This window comes from Spirosoma arcticum, from assembly GCF_054779955.1.
Window position 1 is genome coordinate 121257 of record NZ_BAAGXG010000005.1, and the last position, 13461, is coordinate 134717.

Consider the following 13461-nt stretch of genomic DNA (forward strand, 5'->3'; position numbering starts at 1 on the left):
ACTAATTACAGATTTACGCGATTCTGAAATACGTCTTTCAATCGCTGATCGTGCGTAACGACAATCAGGCTGGCGCCAATCCGTTCCGATTGCTGACGCAGCAGCGTTACCACCCGGTCCGTGTTTTCATCGTCGAGGTTTGACGTTGGCTCGTCGGCCAGAATAACATCGGGCTGATTCATTACGGCGCGGGCAATGCTAACGCGCTGCTGTTCGCCCTGACTAAGCTGATGCGTTTTTTTGGTCAACTGATCACCGAAACCCAACTGCCCAGCCAGTTCAGCAGCCCGTTGCCGTTGCTGCGGCTTGTTGGCTAAATAATTTGCCAGCAGCAAATTATCAACGACCGACAGCGAACTGACAAAGTGTGGTTTTTGGTAAATAATGCCAACGTGTTTAGCCCGAAAAGCGGCTGTTTGAGCCGGGCTGAGGGTAGTCAGATCGGTCTGACCAATGGTTACCGAACCGCTTTTGGGCCGGAGCAGCAACGCCAGCAGATGCAACAGCGTAGTTTTACCCGTACCCGACTGACCCAGAATCAGCAGCGCTTCGCGGTCAGCGCAGCGCAGGTCGGGAAAGGTGAACGGCTTTGTTGGCCCGTATTCAAAGGTGAGTTGGTTTGTTACCAGCATCTCGTTCGATTAACTACCCGCAAAAATAGACAAAAGTCGTATGTTTGAGTCGATAGTCGTCAGTCGATGGTCAATAGACACCCCTACCACTGACGACTATTGGCTATCGACTAACGACTATTTTGAAACGAATTGTCCTGTTTGCCTCCGGTTCTGGCTCCAATGCCGAAAAAATCGCGGCCTACTTCGTCGGTAATGCCGATGTTGAGGTGTCGTTTATCCTGACCAACAATCCCAAAGCAGGGGTTATCGACCGGTTCCGAACTGCCCGGCTCCGGCGTGAACCCGACATTGAGTTGCACGTTCCCATCCTGCTCTTTGATCGGACAACGTTTTACGACACAAACCGAATCGGGCAGTTTTTGCAGCAGCAACGCATCGACCTGATTGTGCTGGCGGGGTTTATGTGGCTCATGCCCCCTGACCTGGTCCGTGCGTTTCCTGGCCGGATTGTCAATATTCATCCGGCCCTGCTGCCCAAATTTGGCGGAAAAGGCATGTATGGTCACTTTGTTCACGAGGCCGTTGTTGCCGCTGGCGAAACCGAATCAGGTATCACCATCCATTTCGTGAACGAACAGTACGACGAGGGACAGATCATCTTTCAGGCAAGCTGTCCCGTTTTACCCACCGACACGCCCGACGATGTGGCCCGCCGGGTACAGGCGCTGGAGCATGCACATTACCCGCGTGTTGTGGCCGACCTGCTGACGAGGCTGTAAGGCAAGCTTTATATTTAAAATTAACCGCTCATGCATCCGTCTTCTGTTTCCGCTCCGGAACCCGCTCTTGCCCAACCCGCGCCCGTTCGGCGGCTGCTTTCCCTCGATGCGCTGCGGGGATTCGATATGTTCTGGATCATTGGCGGAGAAGAGATTTTCCACGTTCTGGCCAGAACCACCGGCTGGGGGTGGGCCATCTTCATGGCCGATCAGTTCACCCACGTCGATTGGAACGGTTTCCGGCTGTATGATTGCATTTTCCCGCTGTTCCTGTTCTTAGCGGGCGTGTCGACACCGTATTCCCTCGGCAGTCGGCTCGACCGGGGCGACGACCGGGGTAGTATGGTTCGCAAAATTATCATGCGTGGTCTGATACTGGTGTTGCTGGGCATTTTGTATAACAACGGGCTGTTTATGAAGCCGTTCGCCGAGATGCGGTTTCCCAGTGTACTGGCCCGGATCGGGCTGGCCGGTATGTTTGCCCAACTAATTTACGTCTACGTCCGTACCGAACGGGCACGGTACGGCGTATTTGCGGGAATACTGCTTGGCTACTGGGCGCTATTGATGCTCGTGCCCGTTCCGGAATTTGGGGCGGGAAACCTAACTATGGAAGGGAGTTTAGTGGGCTACGTCGACCGGCTGCTGATGCCCGGTCAGCTTTATAAAGTTGTTCATGACCCGGAAGGTTTGTTGTCGACGCTGCCCGCTATCGCTACGGGGCTGCTTGGCGTTTTTGCCGGAACCCTACTCCGTCGGAACGGCCTTAACGACGGGCGTAAACTGCAGCGCTTAGTGCTGGCGGGAGTCGCCTGCATTACCCTCGCCTGGCTCTGGAATATTGTTTTCCCCGTGAACAAAAACCTGTGGACAAGTTCGTTCGTGTTGATGGCGGGCGGCTGGAGTCTGCTGGCGCTGTCGTTGTTCTACTGGATCATCGATATAAAGAACTGGCGACGCTGGGCTTTTTTCTTCGTCGTCATCGGGATGAACTCCATCCTGATTTACCTCGCGGGCGAAGTGATCGACTTTGAACACGCGGCTACGTACTTATTCGCGGGCTTGCTGCGCTTCTTCAACGAACCCGTTCGGGCCGTGGGTGCCGTGATTGGTTTTTTGGCCGTGAAGTGGGTATTCCTGTATTTTTTGTATAAAAAGAAGGTGTTTCTGCGGGTGTGAGGTCCTGTTTCACCCCATTCTATTTAACCGCCCCCAATCCTTTCAGCCACGCTTTGCAGCTTTCGGGCCAGGTGTTGAGTGATTCGTATTTAGCCGTCCGCAGTCCGTAGCCATGGCCACCGGATGGGTACAGGTGCATCTCCGCCGGAACGCCGTTTTTCAGGCAGGCTAAATAGTAGTTAACGCTATTTTCAACGGGTACGGCTTTGTCATCCTGCGAATGCACCAAAAACGTGGGAGACGTTTGGGCCGTTACCTGCAACTCGTTGGAGTAAAGGGCAACCAGATCGGGCGACGTGTTCAGCTTACCCAACAGTTTGTCACGGGAGCCGGTATGCGCCTTATCGCCGAAAGTAACGACGGGGTAAAGCAGGATTGTAAAGTTCGGGCGGACCTGTGCCCCACCATCACCGGCTTGCGCCCCCTGATTAAAGTGCGTGGCTAAGGTAGATGCCAGATGCCCCCCCGCCGAGAAGCCCATCACGCCTATTTTAGCCGGGTCGATGCCGTAGCGGGTGGCATTCTGCCGAATCAGTTTCATTCCCTGCATGGCATCCATAAGCGGCACCTCATGGGGGGTGGTCATGAATTTTGAGTCGGGAAGGCGGTATTTCAGGACGAAAGCCGTAATGCCCATTCCGTTGAACCAGCGGGCTATGTCTTCGCCCTCGTGCCCCGATGCCAGAATTGTATAGCCACCTCCGGGGCAGATCATGACGGCAGCGCCAGTGGCCTGTCCGGTTGGGGGCACATAGGCCGTAATCGTTGGCACCGATACGTTGCTGATGCGCAGAATACCACCGTCCACTTCCGATTTTTCGGTTAGCTGAACCCCGGCAATGGCATTGGGAATGGCTCCATCGGGCCAGAGTTTGATCACATCCTGGGATTGAACCGTCTGACTCAACACCGTGGTAAACAGGATAAACAAAGAGAAGATGCGCATAAAACGAGAAAGCGCACCGACAGGTTGGCTATACTCATATCTCGACCTCATCATCTTCGGGCTGTTTAGCGTCCTTGGAGCCGCTGTTAAGCACGTCGACCAATTCTTTGACGCGGTAAACTGTCTTGTTATACCGGTTGCCCAGCATGATAATCACGTACTCGTCTTTGGGGCTGAACCAGAACATAGTGTTGTAGCCTTTCCACCAGCCCGAATGGTAGATGTACTCCGGTTTGTTCAGCCCGTCCAGCATCATTCTGAACCCGTATCCGTAGTTCTTGGCTCCTTTTCGCTCAAAACTACGGGGCATGAAGGCTTCGGCGAGCGATTTCTTTTGCAACAGGCAATCGCCGTTCAGCGCCCGGTACCACCGAAACAGATCGCCGGTGGTCGAGTAAATACCTTTGTCGCCTACCACATCATCGTAATAGTCTTTCGGAATACGGCGATTCCACTGGTAACCCGCCGTGCGGTGGTAGTTCAGTGAATCGTTTTTGGAGGTAGCCACGAACGTATGGTGCATACCGAGCGGCTCAAAGATGGTTTTCCGGACAAACGCTTCGTAACTCTGTCCCGTTGCCTTTTCAATGATCGACGCCAGCACCATGTAGTTTGTATTGCTGTAACTGAACCCCCGGCCCGGCACGTTATACCGCTGGGGCGTGGGTTTCACCGTGGCAAACCAGTGCATGATGGTTGCATTGGACGGGTAGGGCTTCTCCTTTTTATAGAAATTCACCTTCATGCTGTCGTCGAAAGCATAGGCGTAATTGGGAAGGCCGCTGCGGTGGCTCAACAACTCGCGGATGGTAATGCCATGGTAGGGGAAGTTCGGGTAAAATTTCTGAATGCTATCCTCGAAACTGATTTTACCCGCTTCAATCAATTTAAGCGTCCCTACCGCCGTGAACGTCTTCGACAGCGAAGCTAATTGAAATTTTGAGTCTTCGACCAGCGTATCCCGCTCATGTCGCTCGAAGTGCCCCAGGCCGTTGCTGTTCTTGTAAAGTACCAAGCCCTTTTGAGCCACCAGGATATTGCCATTGAATCCCTGCCGCACTTTCTGCCGGAAAATCTCCTCAATCTGCCGGGTTTTTTCGGCGGCATTGATCCGCTTTTGGAGAGCAGCCTCCTCACCGGCGGTAAGTTCTTCCCCATCGGCGCAGGTGCGTAACGCCCGCGTTGACTGATTCAGCTTTTGCTGCGCACTCTGTCCGCACGAAAGGCCGCCGACAACCAGTACAACTACACTCAACCAAGACCAAAATTTAGTCATTTTCACCATTTCTATGCGCTAACTGACCTCATTTTAACGTACCTGACTGCGCAAAACTAAACATTGTTGCCAGCCCGGTACAGCCGTTTCATAAATTGATTAAAAATTTCTGGTAACGGCCGGTGCCGTGGGGTCAATCAGCAGATGAGCGGCCACGCAGAAAACCCGTTTTGCGTAACCCCACATAAGCACCAGCGCTGTTGGGCAGCAACCCGCCCACATCAACGGCGACGGAACCGTTCAGCACCGTGCCACCCAGCCAGTTCAGCGGGACCGACGCCGTTAGTAGACCCGAAAATTGAGTGGGTATGCTCAGATACGGATCTCCGTACACACCTGCATTACGACTCGCCGACAGACGCGTTGTTATGTCTACGGTGTCAAACAGCAATCCGCTTAGTCCAAGGTGTACTACACTCACGCGGTTGTTGGCGATACCAACTCCATTGTTAAGCGTAATCTCCCGTTGAGGGGTGAGAAATGGGGTGCCGATTGTCCGGTTAAGATAAGTCCAGCCGTCAACAAATTGACTGTGATTAAAGTAATTATCGCGGCCCCGACGTTTGGGGTCACCAATCACAAACTCATCCCCGCCCTGACTACCCGTAAACAAATACTCGACCGTGACCTGACGCAGAAAAAAAGCAGCACCGGTCGGTTGGCTCCGATTCTCAAACCGCAGACCATTCAGCCCGTCTTTGAGATTGGTACCGTAAAACAGCGAACCGTCATCATACACGAACTGCCGGTACACATAGGCATTCCAATGGCCAATGTTCACGTCGGCGGCAAGGTCGATGGAGCCGAGGTGATTACCAATTCGATTGTCTTCAAATGAGGTAACGATCTGGTCGGTCGGTGTGCCCCGCGTCCCGAGGAAAACGGCGGGAAAGTAGTCGAGAGTGGAGGGCAATTGACCATTAACGGACAGTCCTGGAGTCAGCACTCCCGGAGCCGCAGCACCAGCCCAGATAACGTGGTGGTTAAAGCCCCCGTACAAACGAAATGGCCAGGTTGGCTTTCCCAACCGCCCGTACACGTATTTCTGATGCAGATACGATCCTTTCACCAATCGGTCGGCGTTTTCAAACCAGCCGTGGGCAAGCACGCCCATGACGGATACAATGCCTTTCGTAAACGGGATAGGCGTGAAGTTGGGTAATCCAAGCTGAATCTTGGGAATGGGCAGCGCGTTCCCCGACCAGATGTAAGCTCCGGTGGTTAACAGTGTATCAACCAATCCAACCAGTTCACGGCGTCGACCGGCGTACAGTTCAAAGGGACCTAATCGGCCTTTTATGTACGCTTCGGGTAGTAAAAACTGATTAACTTGCCCGGCGTTGACAATCCCATTGACTCCGTATCCCCAGTCAGCAACAGGCCGGGTGTTGACACTATCGGCCGACCGGTAATCAGAGTAAATACCCGCCCCCAGTCGAAGCACCGGTCTTTGAAGGGGAACCGTACCATATTGATTGGCACGTAGCCAAAAAGGCGTCTGGGCCGACGAGATCATACCACCCGCTTCTACCTGGTATTTAGTGACCCGCTGGCCGTAACTGCGTATCCAAATAGTACCAACCAACAACAGGCAACCAGCCCGTACAAGCGAAGACAGCATAGAGTAGAGAAAAACGGAGGAGACCGTCAATAGGTCCTCTAAAAATTACTTACCACGGCCCTGCGCCATTACCCGGAGGGTTTGAGCGATAATCCACATGTCGAAGAAGAACGATCTGCGCTCCGGGTAAAGCAGGTCGTAACGCAGTCGTTGAACCATCTCTTCAATGGTTGCTGCATATCCGTATTTAATCTGTCCAATTGACGTGATACCCGGTTTCACTTTCAACAGCGAGTGATATTCCGGCGCAATCTCCACGATTTTGTCGATAAAGAATTGCCGCTCCGGGCGCGGTCCCACAACCGACATATCGCCCCGTAACACGTTGACGAACTGGGGCAATTCGTCCAATCGTGTTTGGCGCATGAACCGCCCCCAGGGAGTAATTCGCGTGTCGAGAAGCCCGCCCGACAGTACCGGACCCGTTTTTTCGGCGTCGGTGTACATACTGCGGAACTTATAAATCCTGAAAATTTTACCCTGACGACCCACCCGTTCCTGCGCGTAGAATGCCGGACCGGGCGAAGTCAGGCGGGTAATAAGGCCCAGCATCAGGAAAATGGGTGACCCAACAATTAGCACACCCAGCGAAAAAACAATGTCGAACGCCCGCTTAAATACGTTAACCCGGAAGTCAGACAGCATTTGCGACGATAGGTTCAACACCGGCAGGAAGTCGTGGTATTCAACCGACGCCCCCCGCGACAGGAATCCCCGAAAATCGACCAGCACTTTAACCTGGTAGTCCATTGCTTCGGCCCGGTCAGCAATGTCCTTCATCTGTTTATTGTCGATGTACGGCATACAGCAGTAAACGCAGTCTACGCCCTCCTGAACAACGTACGACTGCAGGGTAGTATAATCCCCCTTGAGCAACCCCTCATTTTCGGGCGAAGGGGTATCGAAATAACCGTGAAACCGGAAGCCCATTTCGGGGTGTGCTTCATAAAAACTACGGATTGTATCAGCTAATTTGCCGTATCCCACAATCACGTAACGCCGGTTGTTGTACCCTCTGGCCCGGTACTCCCGCAAAAAAATCAGCCCACCAATCCGAAACGCAGCGGCCAACGTCATGAACAGGAAGTAGGTAATTAATAAATGTTCACGCGAGTAATAATAGCCTCTGATGGCCACCCAGCACACTGAGATAACGGCGACGTGAATCACCGTCAGAATCAGCAGCTTCTTCAGCAAATGATTCGCTTTAAACAGTTGCCGGGGATATATGTACGGCTTGAGCAGAAGAATCTCGACGAGCCATATCGCATTAAAAAGCCACCACAGCGATGCGTACGGCGGATCCGAAACAGTTTCAATGGTGTGAAACTTAATCCAATAAGCGCCCACAAATGCCGCATTGAGACTCAGAAAATCGACAATGACGTGAAGCGGAAAAAATAATATAGAATACCGATGCCTCATACCTGCTGGGTTAGCTCATCGTGTTTTGGCAGCTGTTTACCCAAACGTTCGTACGCGAAAATAGCGCGGACGGTTGACGAGTTTGTACTAATATTATCCTGCGGTTCAACTGATGAGTGTGCAATTTAGTCAGAAAATGCTTTTTACGCTATCATACCCAGTGGTACGCCCACTCATTACCGGGGCGAACTCCATACTTTACGAACACTGACGTAGCTCCCAACGCCGTTCCGGTAGAGCGTACCGGCGTCGACGGCCACACTTCCCGTTAGCTGTAGCCCGCCCAGTATCGACAGGGGGGCCATTAGTTGAGCATAGCCCGAAAACTGATTGCGGGCGGGCTGGTACGGCTGGTCATACGTACCGAGGTTGTGGCTGAATGATGCTTTTACCTGATAGCCAATTAGCCCCGCCAGGACGCCCCCCTGCACGGGTAAGCTTCCGGCTACGCCGATGTGCACCACCGTTACGCGGTTGTTTTCCGTGAACGTACCATACGGGTATTCACCATTGGGTCCGAGCGCCGGTGGAATAAACGGCGTACCAATGGTGTGCTGCCGATACCCCCACCCATCGCGAAATTGCTGGTGATTGAAATACGTATCTTTTCCCCGCAGCAGCGCATCATCAATAATAAACTGCGATCCGCCCTGACTCGTGGTATTCAGAAACTCAAACAGAATATCACGAACGAGCGCATTGGGGTCGTTCCGGCGAATGCGCAGCCCATTCAATCCGTCGGCAATGTTGATAAGCGATGCCAGCGAACCATCCTCGAACAAACTTTGCCGATACGCGTAGAGGGTATGCCTGATTAAATCGATCTCCATTGCGATGTCGATGGAGCCAAGGTGATTTCCAACCCGGTTGGTCTGGTCGAAAAACGTGTACTTGGTTGTATCGGTACGGCCCTTATTGATACCCGTTACGACGTAAAAATAGTCGATCAGGCCCGACGGCAACTTACCACCCGCCGGTATCACGCCCGGAATGCCCCGACGGTCCGTAGCCTGACCGCCCCACACAACCTGGTGATTGAAACCGCCGTACAGCCGCACACTACTGTTGGCCCGGCCAATGCGCAGGTACAGTGATTTCTGATGGAGCATCGTATTATTAATATACCCCGATGCATCCAGAAACCCATGGGCGTAGGTGCCCTGTATGGCCAAAAAACCTCTTGTAAACCCAATCGGGGTAAAAACGGGAATTGACACCTGAATTTTAGGAACCGGCAGGGCATTGCCCGACCAGGCGTAGGACCCCGTTGAAAGGGTTGAGTCAGCTAAGCCAAATTTTTCGCGCCGACGCCCCACGTATCCCTCAAAAATACCCCGACGTACTTTCACGTACGCTTCCAGCAATGGAAACGTGTTGCCCTGCTGGCTGACGTTACCCACCATGTTCAGGCCATAGCCAACGTCGAACGTCGATTCGCGCCAGCGGGTATTGGCACGTTGCGTAGAATCGTAGTCACTGAACACACCCGCCCGTAAAGTCAGTGCGGGCGACTGATTGGGCACAATACCGTACTGATTTGACCGCAGCCAGAACGGTGTTTGCGTCGAGGACGACAAAAAAGCCCCTACCTCCGCCGAATAATAATTGGGCGGGCGAATCGACTGGGCTTGCAGCAAACAGGGAATACTGGTGAGTATACTGACGAGTAAGACATTGATTCTGTAGCCAATACGCATTGATAAGTTGGGGTAGTGAACGTGCGTGAATGCACATTAATAATGCTGTGCCCTCCGCTTTATTGCCAATAATCAAATTTTCCGAGGGTAGACCGGGTCGACAAAGGTAGGTTTAAATAGGAAAACCCGCGTTTTGAGCGCGGGTCTGACTAATTTGGATTCAGGCAACGTTTACTTTTTTATCAACCGGCTAACGGCTTTTTGCTGATTCGCTTCAATAATGGGAATGTACACCCCGGACATGATGGCTCCCGCTTTCCAGTCGATCCGGTGCCGCCCGGCCGGTTGATTTTCGCCTTGGATCAACTGTCCCACGACTTTACCCTGCGCATCGGTAATCCACAGGTTTACCGTTCCATCGGCAGGCAGGTAGTATTCAATGGTCGTTGTCTGCTCAAACGGATTGGGAAAAGCTGCCAACTGTAGCGGACGTTCACCAGTAATGTCGATCTCTTTAATGGAAGCCGTAAACGTACTACCCGCCTTTGCCTCGAAACCGGGTTGCAGTGTCACCGACCGACCCGCCCGGTACTCAACCGTTAAAGACCGGCCAACCGTGTTGACGGCTTCGATGGTTTCGATGGCCTGCTCCAGATACTGCCCCGGTTTCTGGTAACTAATCTGAATCCGTAGTGATTGCTTAGGTGCCTGAGCTAAGCTACACAATGATAGACAGCAACCACTGATTAATAAAGCAACGCGTTGTAAATATACCTTTTTCATAAAATCAGAAGTTTGCTTCACAAATTAGTTTACGAAAGATTCTTTTAGTTGCATCAGGAGTTAGCAAAGATGTAAAATATTTCTAACACTACATACTGCAGTACGCAAGCTGACTTATTCAACTAAGCACTCATTTTATAAGAGTTGACACTGTTCTCTGGTGCTTAGCATACTTATCAGCGACGAACTGCCGAATTTTACTGATGAATTTCAGTTCATCAAATGACTCAGCGTGTGCACGAATAAATGCCGAATCGAACTGATCCTCAATTTGTTCGTACCGCTTTACCGCATCAATAAGATCATCGACCGTTTGATTCCCGAAAAACACGGCGGTTGCGTCTGCCGGATCGTTGGCCACCGGATTCTGAGTTGTCAGCACCCCGCCTGCCTGATAAGCGATTACGGGACGACCAGCCGCATTAGCTTCCAGTGGTGTGATACCGTAGTCTTCGTGCTGGGGGAAAATGAATGCCCGACAACCAGCGTACACATCGGCTAACTCCTGTGCCGACAAGCCACTCATGAATGTAATGTTTTTGTTTGCCCGTGATTTGATCTCTTCGGCCTGTACGCCTTTTCCTACAATAATCAATGGATACCCTAACTGGTTAAACGCGTCAACCACCAAATCTACTTTCTTATAATACTCAAGCCTCGATACGACTAAAAAGTAGTCTTTCGGCTTATTGGATACGTAAAAATTCTGCGTGTTGACGGGTGGATTGATAATGTCAATTGCATTCTTAACCTGATAGGCTTTCCTAAGCCGTTCTGACGTTTCTTCCGTCATGGCGACATAATAGTCTGGACGCTGTCCAAACCGAAAGTCAACAGAACGCAGATAACGCAATACCCCGTCGAATACTTTCCGCCTGGCAGGACCCGCTTCAGCGTACTGTGCATATGAGACCGGGTCCCATACCAACCGAAACGGTGTAAAACTGTAGCTGACGACTAAAGCGTCAGACCGTACCTTGACATATTTAGCGCAATGTGTTCCTGACATCAGCACGACATCAAACTCCGTTAAATCATGCGACTGCATAGCCCAGACACCAAGCGGGAAGAACAGATTCTTCATCACATCGTCTGTTTTAGCGATACGCTGCAGCCAAGTCGTTCGAACATCACAGTGCTGAAACTCAGGAAACGTTAAGTTAGGCTGATAACATTGTGTATAGATGGGAGCCTCAGGAAATGCTTTGTGAAAGCAGAGAGCCACCTGTTCCCCACCCGCCCGACACATTAACCCATCCTGAACTAAAGCAATTTTCACGACACCTTGAATTGGTACAACTGCAAAATTCGGTTTGACGAAGCAAATTTCATTGCACGTCGACAAAGTATTCTAAAAAACATTAGCAGCGGAGGCTTTATCTTAGGAGATCCCTTAAATTTGGCAATCCGCTCTAATAGAATTAACGACCATCTTGGTTACAAAATTTACGTTGTTACGGATAGGACTGAATTAGTTTCAGCTACGCCAAATAGCAAAAAGACCTCAGTTAGTAAGCTACAGAGACGCGCTCATATTCACCCAAGCCTACCATCAGGCCAATAATTAATAAAACTTCCTGACTTTGAGTGCACTATTCTCAACTTTCATAGAAAAACAACGTAAATAAGACATTATGTTCAAGTCCACTTTAGCTTCGCTGCTACTACTATCTGCCACATTACTAGCACAAACGCCTACTTACGATGCGGCTAAGACCACGGTCAATCGAAAGCTGCAACGTCAGGCAGATGGCAAAAATATCTCTGGATCAATAGCAGAGGCTATTTTGACTGTAAACGACCGAATTACTACAGTCCGTAATACGGCCGAACTACAAGCATACAGTGGTCCGGCAACGCAGTTAACCACATCAGACGGACGATCATGGACATATAATGCAACCAGTGTTCTTGCAGCTAACGTTGGCACCGTTGTTCTTGCCAGTGGCAAAGGGAAAGGCCGTTGGCTGCATAGGGCAAAAGACGTAGTTAACATTCTTGACTTCGGTGCAACACCAAACGACGCGACCGATGACCAGGCGGCTATTCAACGTGCAGTAGATTACACCGCGACTAACGACGTTACTATTATCGTGCCAGACGGAATATACAAGGTTAACAGTCCAATTGTCAAAGCAGAAAGTTTTTCAGGACTTAACCTTCGGGCGGCTGGTAGCGACGCAATTTTCGATTATTCAGAGATTAAGAAATCGCTACCATGCTTGAAAATTGTGGGTGGGTCAGGCAAACTTTGTCAGGCAACGGTGAATGGCATACGATTTCGAGGAAATACAAGCAGTATAGGCATCGATATTGTCGGTCAATGTGGACAAACAATCACACACTGCACATTTGAGACTAATTTAATAGGCATCCGCTTTCACAACGATGCGCCAAACAGTTTTTCAGAATGGAACACCGGTGCTTACTGTTCGTTTGAGGCCAGTTGCCAGTATGCGATAGCGTATAAAAAAACAAAAGGCAATAATTCATTTCATGGCTCTGGCCTAACTGGAATCAATTATATCAACGCAAGTGGAGCAGCCGTAGTTTTGGTGGGTGAGGACTGCTTCCCCTACAATGCTCCCCTTAATGCTCAGGTGTGGTTTAAACAAAATTGTGCTTTTATTCAAAACGACAACGAAAACACGACAACAACACCTTACTTCAATGGCAATGTAACTTTTGAACATTTTGGCGGAGCGATAACCTTAGCAACCAAGAACAAGGTTTATTTTACGGGGGGCATACAGGCGATGGGTGACTTCGTAGCAAGTGGTTTGTTTTATCAGTGTGATGCATTAGTAATTAATAAGAATAACAGTTCTACCCCATACGGTTTACGGTGGAATGGTCAACTGACCGTGAACTCTGCTTCAACAACAGTGGGTGAAGTAAGGGGAGCAATCTATCAAGTTGCTGTTACGGTAGTAGGAGCAAATTATGATTACCGATATATATTAATCGTCGACTCATCGGGGGGTACTTCAGGGAAAGGAAGTGTAACGACATTGGCGACAACACGCGAATTTAACAGCTCGGGCTATGGTAAAGGAACTTTCAGCATCGACGGCTCAGGGCGTTTAGTATTAACTAATCCTAATTATCCCACCTCCGGTAGTAACCAGCTTAAAATCTACGCAACATTCAGGCAAATCGCTGATCATTATTATGGCAACTATCCGGCAAGATCGTTTTAACTAACTCACTATAACAGTTGGTGTTGAGTGGTAAATATCT

At 50.6% G+C, this 13461-nt stretch carries 11 protein-coding genes; 3 read left to right on the top strand and 8 right to left on the bottom strand.

From position 1 onward, the window contains the following. Positions 1–5: 5 nt before the first annotated feature. Positions 6–632 (bottom strand): ABC transporter ATP-binding protein, encoded by a 627-nt coding sequence (locus ACYVHB_RS12715; protein WP_461052115.1) that lies wholly within the window; start codon positions 630–632, stop codon positions 6–8. Between the two features lie 122 nt (positions 633–754). On the opposite strand from ACYVHB_RS12715, the gene purN reads away from it, so the two are divergent. Then, positions 755–1354 carry a phosphoribosylglycinamide formyltransferase gene (gene purN / locus ACYVHB_RS12720; protein WP_461052116.1) on the top strand — a complete coding sequence of 200 codons (600 nt, stop codon included), beginning with the start codon at positions 755–757 and terminating at the stop codon, positions 1352–1354. Positions 1355–1384: 30 nt separating this feature from the next. After that, complete coding sequence (locus tag ACYVHB_RS12725; RefSeq protein WP_461052117.1) at positions 1385–2533, top strand: acyltransferase family protein; 1149 nt, start codon at positions 1385–1387, stop codon at positions 2531–2533. A 19-nt stretch (positions 2534–2552) separates the two neighbouring features. On the opposite strand, the gene ACYVHB_RS12730 is transcribed toward ACYVHB_RS12725, so the two are convergent. From ACYVHB_RS12730 to ACYVHB_RS12760, 7 genes are all read right to left on the bottom strand, one after another. Then, positions 2553–3479 (bottom strand): alpha/beta hydrolase, encoded by a 927-nt coding sequence (locus tag ACYVHB_RS12730; protein ID WP_461052118.1) that lies wholly within the window; start codon positions 3477–3479, stop codon positions 2553–2555. A gap of 34 nt (positions 3480–3513) precedes the next feature. Then, positions 3514–4764: a serine hydrolase domain-containing protein gene (locus ACYVHB_RS12735; protein WP_461052119.1), complete on the bottom strand. Its 1251-nt coding sequence runs from the start codon at positions 4762–4764 to the stop codon at positions 3514–3516. A gap of 124 nt (positions 4765–4888) precedes the next feature. Further along, positions 4889–6376 (bottom strand): capsule assembly Wzi family protein, encoded by a 1488-nt coding sequence (locus ACYVHB_RS12740; RefSeq protein ID WP_461052120.1) that lies wholly within the window; start codon positions 6374–6376, stop codon positions 4889–4891. A gap of 45 nt (positions 6377–6421) precedes the next feature. Beyond that, complete coding sequence (locus ACYVHB_RS12745) at positions 6422–7801, bottom strand: sugar transferase (RefSeq protein WP_461052121.1); 1380 nt, start codon at positions 7799–7801, stop codon at positions 6422–6424. Between the two features lie 176 nt (positions 7802–7977). Continuing rightward, a complete protein-coding gene (locus ACYVHB_RS12750; RefSeq protein ID WP_461052122.1) occupies positions 7978–9498 on the bottom strand; it encodes a capsule assembly Wzi family protein in 1521 nt (506 codons plus the stop codon). Between the two features lie 171 nt (positions 9499–9669). Beyond that, a complete protein-coding gene (locus tag ACYVHB_RS12755; RefSeq protein WP_461052123.1) occupies positions 9670–10221 on the bottom strand; it encodes a T9SS type A sorting domain-containing protein in 552 nt (183 codons plus the stop codon). A gap of 130 nt (positions 10222–10351) precedes the next feature. Continuing rightward, complete coding sequence (locus tag ACYVHB_RS12760; protein WP_461052124.1) at positions 10352–11500, bottom strand: glycosyltransferase; 1149 nt, start codon at positions 11498–11500, stop codon at positions 10352–10354. Positions 11501–11855: 355 nt separating this feature from the next. Between ACYVHB_RS12760 and ACYVHB_RS12765 the strand changes: the two genes are divergently transcribed. After that, positions 11856–13421 carry a glycosyl hydrolase family 28-related protein gene (locus tag ACYVHB_RS12765; protein ID WP_461052125.1) on the top strand — a complete coding sequence of 522 codons (1566 nt, stop codon included), beginning with the start codon at positions 11856–11858 and terminating at the stop codon, positions 13419–13421. The last annotated feature ends 40 nt before the right edge of the window (positions 13422–13461 follow it).